Origin of the sequence: Burkholderia sp. NLJ2 (assembly GCF_049487195.1) — a bacterium.
Taxonomy (GTDB): Bacteria; Pseudomonadota; Gammaproteobacteria; order Burkholderiales; family Burkholderiaceae; genus Burkholderia; species Burkholderia pyrrocinia.
In genome coordinates this window covers 1,572,280-1,587,035 of sequence record NZ_CP137810.1, presented here as the reverse complement: position 1 = coordinate 1,587,035, position 14,756 = coordinate 1,572,280, and the positions used below count along the sequence as shown (strand labels likewise).

Below are 14,756 nucleotides of genomic sequence, written 5' to 3'. Positions count from 1 at the left end.
GGCCGGGCGCCGCGTGGCGTGCCGGCGACGTTTGCGCCCCTGAAAACGGGCCATGCGCCGTCACTGATCGAGACACCGCACGCACAGCCGCTTCGCCTGGTTCGCCGGCAGCCCGCGGCACATCATCACGACCGGACGCGCATGACACGAAGGCGCATCGGCGGACGCGGCGGGTGACGCGAGCCGCCGCGCGCGTTCCGGCGGCGTGGTGGTGGCCGCATCCATGCGGCGCCGGCGCTCGGGCGGCGGCGTGTCGCTCACGACGGGAATCGGTTCGACGCCGCCTTCGCGCGCGTTGCGCTGCGCGCTCGCGACGACGCGGCTCACGTAGCCGCTCGAGAAGCCGGTCGTGAAGTTGCCGCTGTAGTAGCACGACAGCGCCGCGCGCAACGCGGCCTGCGAGGCGCGGCCGGTGCCCGACGAACGCGCGAAGCATTCGGTCAGGATCGCGCCGCCGGCCTGCAGGTTGCGGCACGGCTCGAACATCGTTGCTGCGTCGAGCCCGTATTTCGCGAAATTTCGTTCGTTCACCTGCGCGAGGCCGACGCTGTAGCTGAAGCCGCGCGACGCAAGTTCGTGCGCGGTCGCGCGTGCCTCGTCGAGCGACGCGGGCTGGCGCGCCAGGTGGCCGCCGACCACGCCGATCGCATACGGATTGAAGCCCGATTCGGTGCGTACGAGCGCGGCGAGCGTGTCGGGATCGACGTTCGGCGCACACGTGCGCGCGAGTTGCGCGAAGCCCGCGCCGCTGGCCGCGTGCGCGATGCGCGGTTGCATTCCGGCGAACCCGAGCGCGAGCAGCCCGACCAGCGCGCACAGCCACGCGGCGGCGGTTCGCGGGCCGTGCGCGTTCATCCCGCGCCTGCCACGCGATACGACAGCACGAGCCCCTGCACGAGCAGCGACCAGCCGTCGAGCGCGACGAACAGCAGCAGCTTGAATGGCACCGAGATCGTCGTCGGCGAGATCATCTGCATCCCGAGCGCGAGCAGGATGTTCGCGACCAGCAGGTCGACGACGATGAACACGATATAGATCACGAAGCCGATCTGGAATGCCTTCGTCAGTTCGGCGAGCGTGAAGCTCGGCACCAGCACGAGCAGGTCGTCGTCCTTGAGGCCGTCCGCGCGGTTCTTCGGCCAGACCGACGTCGCGGTGCGCACGAAGAATTCGCGGTCGCGCTGGCGCGTGTGCGACACGAGGAAATCCTTGATTGGCGGCAGCGCGGCATCGGCGAGCGCGCCGACGTCGGCGGTCGACAGCTGCCCCGACGCATCGAAGTGGCGTGCCTGCAGCGCGTCGCGGATCGACATCCCGACCGGCGCCATGATGAACAGCGACAGGATCAGCGCGATGCCGTTCAGCACGAGGTTCGGTGGCACCTGCTGGATCCCCAGCGCGGAGCGCAAGAGGCCGAGCACGACCACGAGCTTCGTGTAGCTCGTCACCATCAGCGCCGCGAACGGCGCGATGCCGAGCGCGGCGATCACCGCGATCAGCGCGACCGGATTCGGCAGGTTGCCCATCGCTCAGCGCTCGCGCGGCGCGGGTTGCGTCAGCGTGACGACACGCACGCCGAGTTTCTGGCCGACCGCGATCAGGTGGCCGGTGCCGATCAGCATCCCGTTCGCGACCAGATGGATCACGCTCTGGTTGATCCCTTGCTGCAGCTCGATCACGGCGCCCGGCTGCAGCGCGCTCAACTCGCCGAGCGGCATCGACGTGGGCGGCAGCTCGAAGCGCAGGTCGACTGCGAGGCCGTCGAGCGTGCGCGGCGCATCGCCGGGCGGCGCGTCGTGCGCCGTCGCGGGCGCGGTATCGGTGCGGGTCGGTTCCAAAGGCATCTCCCTGATTCGTTCGACGGTCAGCCGGTTGCCCGACGGCCGTCCGGTGATCTCCCACGCCGGCGCGGCCGGCAGCCGCGCGACGCACAGCAGGTTCTGCTCGTGAGCCTGCCAGCGCTCGATCGCGATGATGTCGCCGCCGACGACGTCGGCCAGTTCGGCTGTCGTCAGCTCGGTGCGGCCGATCTCGAACACGAGCGGCACGGGCAGGTTCGCGTAGGCCGCGCGCGTGCCGGCGAGCGCGGCCGGCGCGGCCGCGAAGAACACGGCCAGCGCATCGGGCGCGTCGAACAGCAGCGCGCCATGGCAGCGCCATGCGCCGTCGGCGCGCCGCAGCTCGAAGCGCAGCGCGGCCGGCAGCGCACGCCACGCGGGCGCGCTCGCGGGCGGCGGCAGCAGTTCCACGCGCTGCCGCGTTGCGGCTTGCAGCACGGCCGTGAGCGGCGCGCACAGGTCGGCGAGCAGCGCCGCGCGGATCACGGCCGGCACGGCCGGGTCGGCCGCATCGCCGAGCCATTCCGTTTCCGCGACCGGATCGATCCACAGCGTGCCGGTGGCGGGGCCGACGACGAAGCGGTATGCGTGCGCATCGGCGGCCGGCTCGGCGTCGACGCGCCAGCGCACCTCGTACGCATGCTCGCCGAGCGTGACCGGAACGGCGCCGGTCGCGCAGTACGCGTGCGACAGCCCGCGCGCGGCGGCGGCGGACAGGCGCGGCAGGTAGGGCGACGCGTCGAGCGCGACCGGCGCAGCGGCGGGCGGCGCGGAATCGGTGGGCATGGCCCGGAACGCGGCGTCGCCGGCGTCGGCATTCGTCAGGAACTGCGCAGGCACGGCGGGATCGGGGCGGATTCGGCGTTGGTTCGACGGGTTGTGATGGGGCCGGTGGCGCGGACGGGCACGCGGCTGCTGCGTCGATTGTAGGGATGGCCATGGCCGCGTGCCGCGCCGGAATCCGTAGTCGCGTGCATCGCGCGGCGGCGGGGAGCGCGGGGCGCTACGAAGCGCGCCGCAGCGCGCTGGAATGCGACGAAGCTTGGAATGCGACGAAGCGTGGAGGGCGACGAAGCGTGGAGGGCGACGGCGGGCGGCAAAAAGCAACCGCCGCCCGGAGGCGGCGGTCGGGTCGCGACTGGCTGGCGGGCCGGGCGGCCTGCAGGCCGCATCCGGCGGGCAGGACGCGAAGCGCTGCGAACCTGCACAGCGCGGTGGGGGGAGTGTTGCTGGCGCGCCGCGAGCGGGCGGCGCGCGGGTGAATCGTTATGCGTAGTCGGCGGCCATTACGGCCGGCGGCGCGGCACGCAGGATCGGCGCCGCGTCGTGACGCTCGACGTGCGTCATTGCCGCACCGAACAGCACGAGACGATAGCCGACCGCATAGATCGGGATGATCCGCAGGTTCTTGTCGTACTCGAGTTGCAGCTTCGAACGGATCCGCGAGATATGGGTATCCAGCGTGCGCGACGACACGCCGAGTTCACGGCCCCATACGGCTTCCTGGATTGCCTGCCGCGGCACGATCTTGTTCATGTTGTCGAGCAGGAATTCGACGACGTCGAATTCGCGCGGCGTAACGTCAACGACTTTGTTGTCGATTTCGATCGTGCGGCGCACGAAGTTGATTTTTATGTTGTCGATGTACAGGTATTTGCAATCCATGGTGGCCCTCGCATGTCCATAAAGGAGTGTTTGCGGGTCATGTACTGCAACTTCCGGGCCAGGGAAGGAACGTCGGGCGTCGGCGGGTGAATGCGCGGAGGTGGGTGCCGTGACAGCCTTGAATTTAAAAGAATTTTTAACGCGGGGCGCGGGGTGGGCCTGCAAGGGGTCTGAGCAATAGTGAAGGATTGTTACGTAGCATCGACGGGCGACGTTACGGGCGTTACGTCTGACGTAACGTGCGGGGGAGGCGGGAAATGGCGGGGGGAACGCGCCCGCAGCCTGGACACGGAGCGGGCACGACAAACCCTACATGGAACCCTACATTGAACCCTACGTGGTTTGAGTGAAAATCTATATAAATCAGTGGCATAAGTACCTATAATTGCCGACATCAAACCCTACATGGAACCCGACAAGGAAGCATGACGACCGTCGCTACCTTCGAACCGTTGTTTCCCGAGGATCGTGTACTCGATCCTCTGCTCGAGCAGGCAGCAGAACTCGTTGACTCGTCGCAGCGGTTGCTGGCCGTATGCGATACCCCGCTGGCCAGCGCGCTCGTGCCGCAGTTGCGCGCCATGAATTCGTACTACACGAACAAGATCGAAGGCCAGCACACGACACCCGCAAAGATCGAGGCTGCGCTGCATCGGGATTATTCAACCGATATTGTCGAGCGCAAGAAGCAACGCTTCGCGGTTGCGCATATCGCAACTGAAGCGGCGCTAGAGGAAGAGTGGCGCGCGCTTCCGGTTGCCGCGCTATTCGAACCGGCACGCATTTCGGCCATTCATGATCGCTTCTTTTCCTGCTTGCCCGACGATGAGCGAGCCGCCGGTGAGGGGGAAATCATCGTTCCCGGTGAATTTCGGCGGTTGGATGTGACGGTTGGGCGTCATCTGGCACCGGAACCGGAGATGATCGAACCGTTGCTTCAGGCCTGGTCCGCACGTTATGCCCGCATTCGCGCCAAGGAATATCAACTGATCGGTATCGCCTGTTCGCATCACCGTCTGACCTGGGTGCACCCGTTCATGGATGGTAATGGTCGAGTGGCACGTCTGCATTCGCATCTCGGATTACGCGCTGCCGATCTGACCCATGGTCTCTGGTCGCCGCTTCGAGGGTTGGCGCGAGAGCACGAGCAGTATTACGCCCGGCTAAGCGAGGCCGACCAGACACGGCGTAACGATCTGGACGGTCGGGGCAATCTATCCCAGGAAGGGCTGGTCAAGTTCGCGCGGTTCTTTCTCGACTGCTGCCAGGACCAGGTCAGTTTCATGGTGCATATGACGGAGTTCGACGGGGTCACGGGGCGTTTGCTCGATTTGCTGCGATATCTTGAGGCCAATCCGTGGACCATCCGCTCGGAAAAATCGGTCGTCAAACCGGAAGCCGCGGCGCTAGCGATGGAGTTTGTGGCACTGCGCCGAACCGTAACGCGGGCGGAATTCGCTCAGATGCTGGGCGTAAGCGATGTACTGGCGCGCCGAATCGTTCGATCGCTGCTGGATTGCGGGCTGCTGACTTCGCCTTCGCATCGAGGCGAACTTTCCTTTGGATTGCCGCTGAGTGGCCTCCGGTTTCTCTTTCCGAGGCTTTGGCCGGAGGTCGAGCAGGAGTGAATGCGGCTGGCGAAGGATGTCGTGAGGCTTCGGCTCGGGCGGGCATGATGTCTTCGGCGAGGCGTTGAAAAGCGCTGGCCGCAGGGCAGCTTTCGCCCCGCGGCCAGCGTCGCCACCCACCCATCAAGCCTTCGCGCTATCCGCCGAATCGAACGGCAGCACGTAATGCCGCTTGCCCGTCGCCGCGAAGATCGCGTTCGCGACCGCCGGCCCGATCGGCGCGACGCCCGGCTCGCCGACCCCGGTCGGCGCTTCCGCCGACGGCACGATATGCACCTCGACCTTCGGCATCTCGGCCATCCGCAGCACGTTGTAGCCGTCGAAGTTGCGCTGTTCGACCCGGCCGTCCTTCAGCGTGATCGCGCTGTGCAGCGCCGCGCCGAGCCCGAAGCCGATGCCGCCTTCCATCTGCGCGGCGACGATGTCGGGATTGATCGCCGTCCCGCAATCCACCGCGCACACCACGCGCTCGACCTTCACCTTGCCGTCCGCGTCGACCGACACCTCGGCCACCTGCGCGACATAGCTCTTGAACGCCTCGGCGACCGCGATCCCGCGCCCGCGGCCCTTCGGCAGTGGCTTGGCCGGATCCCAGCCGGCCTTCTGCGCGGCCAGCTCCAGCACCGCAAGCATGCGCGGCTCCTTCGCGAGCAGGTCGCGGCGGAATGCGTACGGATCCTTGCCGGCGGTGTGCGCGGCTTCGTCGATGAACGCCTCGACCGCATAGGCCGTGTGCGAGCTGCCGACCACGCGCCACCACAGCACGGGCACGCCCGTCTTCGCGGTGGTGAGCTCGACCGACACGTTCGGCACCGCGTACGGCAGGTTCGCCGCACCCTCGACCGACGTCGCGTCGATGCCGTTCTTGACCATGAACGCCTCGAACGGCGTGCCGGCGAGGATCGACTGGCCGACGATCCGGTGGCGCCAGCCGACCAGCCGGCCGTCCGCGGTCAGGCCCGCGTCGAGCTTGTGGAAGTACATCGGCCGGTAGAAGCCGCCCTGGATGTCGTCCTCGCGCGTCCACTGCAGTTTGACCGGCTTGCCGTCCGCGCCGAGCGCCTTCGCGATCGACACGGCCTCGACCACATAGTCCGACCACGCATTCGCGCGCCGGCCGAAGCTGCCGCCCGCGTACAGCGTGTGGATCTGCACCTGCTCGGGCTTCAGGCCCGCGACCCTGGCCGCGTTGGCCTGGTCGACCGTCTGGAACTGGTCGCCGGCCCAGATCTCGCAACCGTTGGCCGTCAGCTTGACGACCGCGTCGAGCGGCTCCATCGGCGCGTGCGCGAGATACGGGAATTCGTACGTCGCGCTGATCTTGCGCGCCGCGCCCGCGATCGCCGCGTCGGCATCGCCGTCCTTGCGCGCCGACGTGCCCGGCTTGTCGGCGAGCTGCCGGTATTCGCGCATGATCTCGTCCGAGCCGCGCTTCTCGGCGTTCGCTTCGTCCCATTCGACCTTCAGCGCGTCGCGGCCCTGTTTCGCGGCCCAGAAGCCGTTCGCGACGACCGCGACGCCGCCCGGCACCTGCACGACCGACACGACGCCCGGCACGGCCTTCGCGGCCGTCGCGTCGAACGATTTCACGGTCGCGCCGAAGCGCGGCGGGCGCTGCAGCAGCGCGACGCGTATGCCGGGGAACGTCGTGTCGAGCGTGAAATGCGCGGTGCCGTTCGATTTCGCCGATGCATCGACGCGCGGAATCCGCTGGCCGATCAGCTTGAAATCGGCCGGCTGCTTCAGCGTGACCTTGTCCGGCACGGGCAGCTTCGACGCATCGGCGACGAGCGTGCCGTACGCGGCCGTCTTGCCGCTCTTCGCGTGCGTGACGACGCCATTGGCCGTTGTCAGCTCGCCGGCCGGCACTTTCCAGCGGGCCGCGGCGGCCGACACGAGCATCGCGCGGGCCTTGCCGCCTGCTTCGCGCAGTTGCTGCCATGAGTTCGCCATCGCCGAGCTGCCGCCCGTGCCCTGCATCGTGCCGAACGCGAGGTTCGCATAACGCTTCGCATCGGCCGGCGCGCTTTCGACGCGCACGCTCGACCAGTTGGCGTCGAGCTCCTCGGCGACGATCGTCGCGATGCCTGTGTACGCGCCCTGGCCCATTTCGACGTGCTTCGCGACGACCGTGACGGCGCCGTCGGGCGTGATGCGCAGGAACGCATTCGGCGCGAAGTCGGCGGCGGGCGCGGTCGCCGCGAGCGCGCGGCGGCCGAGGCCGGCCCATTCGAAGCCGATGGTCAGGCTGACGGCGGCCGCGGCGCCCGCGGCCTTCAGGAACGTGCGGCGCGACGGACGCACCGAACCGGTGTTGTCGAGTTCGATCGTCATGGTCAGGCTCCCAGCGTCGTGGCTGCGTCGTGGATCGCGGCCCGAATGCGGGCGTAGGTCGCACAGCGGCACAGGTTGCCGTTCATCGCGGCGTCGATGTCCGCGTCGGTCGGCTTCGGATTCTGTTCGAGCAAGGCGGTGGCCGACATGATCTGGCCGGACTGGCAATAGCCGCATTGCGGAACCTGCAGCTTGACCCACGCGGCCTGCACGGCCTGCGCGGGCTTGCTTTGCAGGCCTTCGATCGTCGTGATGTGCTTGCCCGCGATACCGGCGAGCGGCAGCACGCACGAGCGGACGGCCTGGCCTTCGAGATGCACCGTGCACGCGCCGCACTGCGCCATGCCGCAGCCGAACTTCGTGCCGGTCAGTCCCGCGTGTTCGCGAATCGCCCAGAGGACGGGCATCGACGGATCGGCGTCGAGCGTGACGTTCTTGCCGTTGAGGACAAACGAGGTAGGCATTGTGTATGTCTCCATGGGGAAAACCCGGCATGCGCCCGGTTAGCGGGGAGTGTGCGCGAGCAGCCGGTTTTTGCGTCTACCCAATCCTGCAAATTTATTGAACAATCCTGCAAATCCCGGGCGCGCCGCGGGCCGTTTCGCTATGCTCCCGCGACATGGGGAAATCAATCGAGGATTCGTCATGGACATGACCGATATCGCGGCGTCGCGCGAATCCGGGCGGCGCGAGCTGGCGTCGCTGATCGGCCGCTTCGCGCCGGCGGATGGCTCGCATTCGACCGCCGTGCCGGGCCTGATGCTGCATCGGCACACGCGCCCGGTCGATCTCGGCTGCGGCGTGTCGCGTGCCGCGCTCGTGATCGCCGCGCAGGGCGCGAAGCGCGTGATCGTGGCCGGCCAGGCTTACGAATACGACACGCAGAATTGCCTGATTACGTCGATCGACTTGCCGATCCTGTCGCGTGTCACGCGCGCGTCGCCGGATGAGCCGTACCTGTGCCTGTCGCTGACGCTCGATCCGCAGCGGATCGTCGAGCTCGCGGCCGAGATGCGGCTGCCCGAGCCCGACGCGGGCCCCGAAGGCGAGGGGATCGCGCTCGCCGAGCTGACGCCGCCGCTGCTCGACGCCGCGCTGCGGCTGTTGCGGCTGCTCGATACGCCGGCCGATATTCCGGTGGTCGCGCCGCTGATCGAAAAGGAACTGCTGTACCGGCTGATGACGAGCGGGCAGGGCACGCGGCTGCGGCACATGGCGATCGCGGGCAGCCAGACGCACCGGATCGCGCGCGCGATCGAATGGATCCGCGATCACTACGCGGAGCCGATGCGCGTCGAGTCGCTCGCGCAGGCGGTCAACATGAGCGTGTCGTCGCTACACCATCATTTCAAGAACGTGACGACGCTGAGCCCGCTGCAGTACCAGAAGCAGTTGCGGCTGCACGAGGCACGGCGGCTGTTGCTGCGGCAGGGCGGCGATGTCGGGTCGGTGGCTGCTGTCGTCGGTTACGAGAGCGCGTCGCAGTTCAGCCGCGAATACAGCCGGTTGTTCGGCGCGCCGCCGATGCGCGACGTCGTGCACCTGCGGAAGAAGGAACTGCTCGGCTGACGCGGCGGCGGCCGGCCCGAACGCGCGGCCGATGCGCTGTCGGGCGGTGGCGTCGGTCGTCGCTCAGCGGTCAGCGAGCATCGATTACCAGGTGGGCGGCGACGCCCCGCACGCGAGATTCCAGATCTCGTCCACCTGCAGTTGCGGCAGGTCGAGCGATACTTCGCCCTTCACGAACTCGAACCGACCGGACGCAATCAGGTCGGCGACGTTGAGCTTGCGCCCGGTCAGCAGGCTGTCGATGCATGTGACGGACGCACCTTCCATGACCAGGCGCTCGCACACGCCGCTGCCGAGAAAGCCGGCGCCGCCCGTGACGAGGACGCGCTGACCGGCGCGTGTCGATCGCGCCCCTGTCATTCATGGCTTTCTTCTTCGTCGAGCATCTCCAGGAATCCCGCGTCGATTTGCTCGACGGCGGCGCGTATGCGTTCCATTCCGCTGCACGGGAATCGTTTCGGCAAGCGCCGGTCCGCATGTGCGGATGTCGACGAAGCGCCACGACAGGCGCTCCGGTTCCGCTGACAACCCCGTTGATGCTTGAACGACGCGAGCGTCGATCGATCGGTGGTGATCTTCATCGCCTTTCCCCGACACGCTGATTGACGAGCGGGCCGCCACCCTTGATCTGTGTGCCGTGGCGTGCCGCTCGATGAGAGCCGGACATCAGGCAATCGGCATGCCATGGACGACGCAGTCCGGCTGTGCGCGGGCGAGGGCGCGCAATTGCCGTGCAATATGCGCGCTTTTGTTTCACGCGTGAATCGTGGGGACAGGAAAATACCCCGGACGATGGCCGGATCGATGCGATTCGATACGACGAAACTCGCTATGAATCAGGCTTTTGTGGAATTCTTGACGAAGAATCGGTGTTGAATCGGCATGTTTCAATGGTGAGAATCAGGCGGATAAATGCTTGAAAACGTTTCTCCGGTTTATCGCCCGTATGGTGGCTCCAGGTGTGAAAGGGGAGTCGAATGAAAATGAAAAGCTGATGTGCATGTTTCGGTCAATATTACGCGTTTTCATTTGTTTTAATTCTTACGCCGGTAATATTTTCAATAACAACATCATCGTCGTGTGATCGTGTCGGTATTTTCACGGATGAATCAAATTCGTTTCGTCCGTCGGGACGCGTGCGCGTCGCCGACGCATCGGAGGCTGCCGAACCGTGCTGGCAGAACAGGGCGCCGCACGCTTCGATTCCCGTTCGTCAGAGCATTGGAGGGCGGTTGCACACGCCGCGCCGTGTGGTTCGGCAGCGAAAAGACGGGTGCCGCCGTCCCCGCACGGCGGTGCACTTCTCAAGTTTGAAACACCCGTTCATCTGGCCATTCGGCGAGGGTCCACGGGCCGGATTCGTCCGTCAAATCGCGGGATTGCTTCGCGACGCTCAACGATCGCCGCGTGTGCCCGACCGTTGCCGCGATACATTCCTGAAACAAAAAATGTCGTTTCCGGCGATTCGTGCCGGCGCGGCGGCCGTTCGGCGCGCGCAATGAACGGCGGAATAACGCGTGGCATGTTGCTTGCGACATTGGACGCACCGGCGAGCGGTCGACACGTTGCAACAACGATGTGGGGGCGACCAGCGCGTCAATAAGCCAGTCGGGGAAACGGCGATGAAGACCATAAGCAGTGGCTTGATCCGCGCGTTCTTTGCGCACCATAGGGGTAGTCGGAAACATCGGGGTAGTGCTTGCGACGCAGTGCCAGCGTCGCGGGTCTTTCCTTGCCGGTTTCCCGCGCTCCACGCGCTGGGGCGGTTGTCGCTCCGCGCGGCCACCAGGCGACAGCGGTGCTCGCCTTCAGTCAGTTCACCCGGATGGATCAACCTGTTCGTGCCGGACAGCGTGATGCCGATTCGTCTTCGACCGTGCAGGGCAGTATCGATCGCGCCGGGCCAGTACCGGCTCCGGCCGGATTAGATCGAACGCCTGTCGGCCGGATTATCCGGAAATCATTCGTTGCTAGCTCAGGGAGCAGACATGCCGTCAGGCTGTCATGCAGGCTCGTTATCGCTTGGTTAAAAAGCGCATTTTGAGCGGGGTTGCATTTTGCGGTGGTAAATATATTCGCGCATTTTCGATTTCGGAAGCGGATGCCAGTGCCGGCATCCGTTTGCGGCGGGGTGTCGAAAATCGCGGACCGGAAAGATGTGCGCGTCATTCCGGTTGATCTAATTATGGTGTTTTCGTGACATATTAAATAATCATAAAAATAATAGAAAACACCAATTCATAAATTTTGGACAACTGATAAACGAAAAAATAGAATTCGGCTGTCAAAAAATTAAAAGAACATCAAATTAACGGCCATAAATAATTTCTTGATTTGATAGTGATCCTTATTTTTAAGGATTGCTCGAGGCAGGAAGATTGATGGCGTGCGATCTTCCTTGCTCATTCCATCCACGCCGTTTTGGAGTCGACCATGAAGAAGCTTCTGATTGCAGCAGCAGTGCTGGCGGTTTCGGGTGCAGCTTTCGCCGCTAGCGGCACGGTGTCGGGCAGCAATTCGACGAGTGGCGGTTCGACGATGGCCGGGGTTGCCGGGTTCGGTCATTTCACCGCGACCGATTCCGGCTCGGCACTCGGCGCAGCCGGTGCGGTTGCCGGCGGCCCGGGCAGCGGTTCGATCTCGTACACGAACCACACGCAAACGTCGTCGGTCGGCGGCTTCGGCTTCGGGGGTGCACAGGCGGGTGGCACGAGCGGCGCCAATGCCGGCTCGATCGGCTGGACGTTCCACCACTAAGCCGCGGCGCGTAGCGTTCGTCATTGGCTGGCGGTACGGATGCCGGGTTTCGCCCGACGCGGGCGGGCCCGGCTCCGCCACCGCCGAACTTCCTCACAGCAAGGGATTGCTATGAAAGCCAACGTCATATTAGCGACCGCGCTCACCGTCATATCGTCGGCTGCATTGGCAGCCGGTTCGTCCACGACCAACCAGACGCAATCCGTTGCAGCAGGCGTTTCCGGTTCGGTACTGGTCGGCTCCGGCAGCTATACCAGCAATTCGAATTCGACGGCGGGCGCGAATGCAGGAAGTACCGTGACACCCGCTGGTTCCGCCGGCACGGCATCCGCCTTTCACAACTCGACCTCGACGGCCAGCGGTTCGGGCACGAACGGGGGCGCGTTCGCGGCAGGCGGCGGTATCGGTGCCGCAGGCTCGTTCGGTGGAAACGGCAGCACGAACGAGAACGCGAATGCGCTGTCGGGAGGCGTGACCGCCACGATCGTACTCGGCGCGAACCACTACACGGCTACGGGCGGGAACGACCAGGGCACTGCCAACGCGGGTGCTGTCGGGCTGACGGGCAGTGGCGGTTCAGGCGCGATCGCGGGTTCGAATCACTACAACTCGTCGACCGTATGGAGTACCGGTCCGGCCGGCTCGCCGTCCGCATCGGGCGGAAGCCAGGGAAGTTCCAGCGCGACCGGAAGCAGTCATTAGTCAGGTGTGGGGGGGACCAGTTTCCCAGCGACGCTGGTCTCTTTTCCCGCATTGTTGTCACGTAAGGAGTTGGCATGAAGCAGAAACTGATTGCCGCCGCTCTGATGCTCGCGTCCCTGACGGCGTATGGCGCTGACCGTGCCGCCGATGGTGTGCAATCGAATATGCAGACGTCAAACAACCCTGACCAGACAATCAAACCGTCAGAGCAACAAACGCTTTCGTCGGGCAGTGCCATCGGCGGACCGGACGCCCAGCAGTGGCAGGGCATGTCGGCCGGCTCGTGGTCCCAGCTGGGCAGCGGCTGGAAGCAGTTCGGGGAAGCAGCAAAAACTGAAGTCATTCAGGGGAATTAGTACGGTTGCCTGGGTGGGAGGTCAAACCTCGTCCGGAGAGTGAAATGAACAGCAACAAGATCAAGGTGGCATGCGCGGCAATGTTCGCGATGTCCACGATCGGTGCCCAGGCACAAACCGCCGACTCGACTTCGAGCGCGCAGTCCTCGACGTCGTCGACGGCCATCAGCCAGGGCGGCGGCTCGAGCATGAACACGAACACGAGCAACACGAGCTCGCGCGGCGGCAATGCCACCAGCAGCAGCGGCGTTCGCGGCAGCGGCAATTCGAGCGTGAATGTGAACGTGACGTTGCCCTCCAGCACGAGCGGCGGCTCGAACGTGACGCCGCAGAGCGTGAGCGCTCTCCAGTCGCCCGGCTCGCCCGGTACCAACCCGTTCAACACCCAGACATCGGAAAACGTCAATTACTCGGGTACGCAGACGATCAAGACGAACCCGGCCATCCAGGCGCCCGGCCTCACGACCACGCTGTCCGACACCTGCATGGGGTCGGTGAGCGTCGGCGTGTCGTTCCCGGGGTTCGGCGCGACGGGCGGCACGACGCTGGTCGACCAGGCCTGCGTCCGTCGTCTCGATGCGCGTGAATTCCGCGCGATGGGCCTGACCGACGTGGCGCTCGCGCTGCTCTGCCAGAGCGACGCGAACCGGCGCGCGGTGGAAGCGACCGGGCACCTGTGCCCGGGCACGACCGCGCCGCTCGCGCGTTCGAATGTCGCACCCAGCGCCGAAGCGACCGTCGCCGACGACGTGAAGTATCACGATCCGATCGTGCGCAACCGTATGGGCCTGCCGCCACTCGACGCAGCCGCGCCGGCGCAGACCCGTCCGGTGGCGACGACCGCGGTGCGGGCGGCACCCGCCCCGGTGCCCGTGCCCGTCCCCGTCCCGGCGATCGCGCCGGTTGCCGCAACACCGGCAGTCGCGGCGCCGGCGGTTGCCGCAGCCGCACCGGCGGTTGCAGCTGCAGCGCTGGTTGTCGCAGCCGCTGCACCGGCGGCCGCCGCCGTGCCTGCGGTTGCTGCTGCACCGGCTGTCGCAGCAGCAGCTGCACCCGCACCCGCGGTCGTAGCGGCAGCTGCGGTCGCACCGGCAGCTGCGATGGCAGCCGTGCCGGCTGCTGCCGTCATCGCCGCACCGGCCGTTGCCGACAAGGCACCCGAGCCCGCACCGGTGGTTGCCGACAAGGCACCCGAGCCCGCACCGGTGGTTGCCGACAAGGCACCCGAGCCCGCACCGGTGGTTGCTGACAAGGCACCCGAGCCTGCACCGGCTGTTGCCGACAAGGCACCCGAGCCCGCACCGGTGGTTGCCGACAAGGCGCCCGAGCCCGCACCGGCTGTTGCCGACAAGGCACCCGAGCCCGCACCGGCCGTTGCCGACAAGGCGCCCGAGCCTGCGCCGGCTGTCGCCGACAAGGCGCCGGAGCCGAGGCCGGCCGCGACCGACAACGCAGCGCAGGCCGCTGCGGCGCCGGGTGCCGAACCGACGCCGGCTGCCGCCGTCGTCGCGGCATCCGCGGCCGATGCGAAGGCCGTCGAGCCGGCGCCGCAAGCCGCCGCCGAAGCGCCCGCACCGGAAGCCGCGCAGCCTGTCGCTGCCGCGCCTGCGGCCGACATGCCGGCAGCCGACGCAAAGGTGCCGGACGCGGCCGAATCCGCGGCCGCACCTGCGCCTGCCGCCGACATGCCCGCGTTGACCGATCCGGCGCAGGCGTTGCCGCCGGCGTCGATCGACCAGCAGGCCGCACCGGCTGCACCGGTCGTGCCGGCGCCGGCTGTCATCTCGACGAGCACGTCGTCGTAAGCACGCGGGTCGGGCAGCCGTGCGACTGGAGCGCCGGTCGCACGGCTGCCGCTCGGACCCGATGCGCGACGGTCGTTCCCGGTTTGACGGGTGTTGGTCCCA

16 protein-coding genes are annotated in these 14,756 nt (G+C 66.4%); 6 read left to right on the top strand and 10 right to left on the bottom strand.

Annotated elements, in window-relative coordinates; all coding sequences use genetic code 11:
- Positions 1-60 precede the first annotated feature (60 nt).
- From R9B84_RS29485 to R9B84_RS29470, 4 genes are all read right to left on the bottom strand, one after another.
- Positions 61-855 (bottom strand): lytic transglycosylase domain-containing protein, encoded by a 795-nt coding sequence (locus R9B84_RS29485; RefSeq protein WP_423763473.1) that lies wholly within the window; start codon positions 853-855, stop codon positions 61-63.
- Positions 852-1,526 carry a type III secretion system export apparatus subunit SctR gene (gene sctR / locus R9B84_RS29480; protein WP_423763472.1) on the bottom strand — a complete coding sequence of 225 codons (675 nt, stop codon included), beginning with the start codon at positions 1,524-1,526 and terminating at the stop codon, positions 852-854. The genes R9B84_RS29485 and sctR overlap by 4 nt, the downstream gene beginning before the upstream one ends.
- Before the next feature lie 3 nt (positions 1,527-1,529).
- Entirely contained in the window at positions 1,530-2,678 is a 1,149-nt protein-coding gene (gene sctQ, locus R9B84_RS29475; RefSeq protein ID WP_423763471.1) for a type III secretion system cytoplasmic ring protein SctQ, read from the bottom strand.
- A gap of 426 nt (positions 2,679-3,104) precedes the next feature.
- The gene (locus R9B84_RS29470; RefSeq protein ID WP_423763470.1) at positions 3,105-3,503 is read right to left on the bottom strand and encodes a winged helix-turn-helix domain-containing protein; all 399 of its coding nucleotides are present in this window, start codon (positions 3,501-3,503) and stop codon (positions 3,105-3,107) included.
- 425 nt (positions 3,504-3,928) lie between these two features.
- Between R9B84_RS29470 and R9B84_RS29465 the strand changes: the two genes are divergently transcribed.
- Positions 3,929-5,131, top strand: a complete 1,203-nt coding sequence (locus R9B84_RS29465) for a Fic family protein (RefSeq protein WP_423763469.1) — start codon at positions 3,929-3,931, stop codon at positions 5,129-5,131.
- Positions 5,132-5,254: 123 nt separating this feature from the next.
- Here the strand turns inward: R9B84_RS29465 and R9B84_RS29460 are convergent, their stop codons facing one another.
- Both R9B84_RS29460 and R9B84_RS29455 read right to left on the bottom strand, forming a co-directional pair.
- Complete coding sequence (locus R9B84_RS29460; RefSeq protein ID WP_423763468.1) at positions 5,255-7,465, bottom strand: molybdopterin cofactor-binding domain-containing protein; 2,211 nt, start codon at positions 7,463-7,465, stop codon at positions 5,255-5,257.
- Positions 7,466-7,467: 2 nt separating this feature from the next.
- Positions 7,468-7,929, bottom strand: coding sequence for a (2Fe-2S)-binding protein (locus R9B84_RS29455; protein WP_048245609.1), 462 nt, complete (start codon positions 7,927-7,929; stop codon positions 7,468-7,470).
- Between the two features lie 181 nt (positions 7,930-8,110).
- On the opposite strand from R9B84_RS29455, the gene R9B84_RS29450 reads away from it, so the two are divergent.
- The gene (locus R9B84_RS29450; RefSeq protein WP_423763467.1) at positions 8,111-9,034 is read left to right on the top strand and encodes an AraC family transcriptional regulator N-terminal domain-containing protein; all 924 of its coding nucleotides are present in this window, start codon (positions 8,111-8,113) and stop codon (positions 9,032-9,034) included.
- Positions 9,035-9,118: 84 nt separating this feature from the next.
- Here R9B84_RS29450 and R9B84_RS29445 read toward each other — a convergent pair whose 3' ends face one another.
- The 3 genes from R9B84_RS29445 to R9B84_RS29435 form a co-directional block, all read right to left on the bottom strand.
- On the bottom strand, positions 9,119-9,394 hold the full coding sequence (locus tag R9B84_RS29445; protein ID WP_423763466.1) for an NAD-dependent epimerase/dehydratase family protein: 276 nt from the start codon (positions 9,392-9,394) through the stop codon (positions 9,119-9,121).
- Positions 9,391-9,615 (bottom strand): hypothetical protein, encoded by a 225-nt coding sequence (locus tag R9B84_RS29440; protein ID WP_423763465.1) that lies wholly within the window; start codon positions 9,613-9,615, stop codon positions 9,391-9,393. Before R9B84_RS29440 ends, R9B84_RS29445 begins: the two co-directional genes overlap by 4 nt.
- Positions 9,616-10,338: 723 nt before the next feature.
- The gene (locus R9B84_RS29435; protein WP_423763464.1) at positions 10,339-10,704 is read right to left on the bottom strand and encodes a hypothetical protein; all 366 of its coding nucleotides are present in this window, start codon (positions 10,702-10,704) and stop codon (positions 10,339-10,341) included.
- Positions 10,705-11,467: 763 nt separating this feature from the next.
- Between R9B84_RS29435 and R9B84_RS29430 the strand changes: the two genes are divergently transcribed.
- The 3 genes from R9B84_RS29430 (at position 11,468) to R9B84_RS29420 (ending at position 12,849) form a co-directional block, all read left to right on the top strand.
- Positions 11,468-11,791 (top strand): hypothetical protein, encoded by a 324-nt coding sequence (locus R9B84_RS29430; RefSeq protein WP_423763463.1) that lies wholly within the window; start codon positions 11,468-11,470, stop codon positions 11,789-11,791.
- Between the two features lie 111 nt (positions 11,792-11,902).
- Entirely contained in the window at positions 11,903-12,493 is a 591-nt protein-coding gene (locus R9B84_RS29425) for a hypothetical protein (protein ID WP_423763462.1), read from the top strand.
- Between the two features lie 74 nt (positions 12,494-12,567).
- Positions 12,568-12,849: a hypothetical protein gene (locus R9B84_RS29420; RefSeq protein ID WP_423763461.1), complete on the top strand. Its 282-nt coding sequence runs from the start codon at positions 12,568-12,570 to the stop codon at positions 12,847-12,849.
- On the opposite strand, the gene R9B84_RS29415 is transcribed toward R9B84_RS29420, so the two are convergent.
- A complete protein-coding gene (locus tag R9B84_RS29415) occupies positions 12,833-13,153 on the bottom strand; it encodes a hypothetical protein (protein ID WP_423763460.1) in 321 nt (106 codons plus the stop codon). The genes R9B84_RS29420 and R9B84_RS29415 overlap by 17 nt on opposite strands.
- On the opposite strand from R9B84_RS29415, the gene R9B84_RS29410 reads away from it, so the two are divergent.
- Complete coding sequence (locus tag R9B84_RS29410) at positions 13,134-14,654, top strand: chemotaxis protein CheA (RefSeq protein ID WP_423763459.1); 1,521 nt, start codon at positions 13,134-13,136, stop codon at positions 14,652-14,654. The two genes, R9B84_RS29415 and R9B84_RS29410, sit on opposite strands and share 20 nt — an antisense overlap.
- Positions 14,655-14,756: the final 102 nt, after the last annotated feature.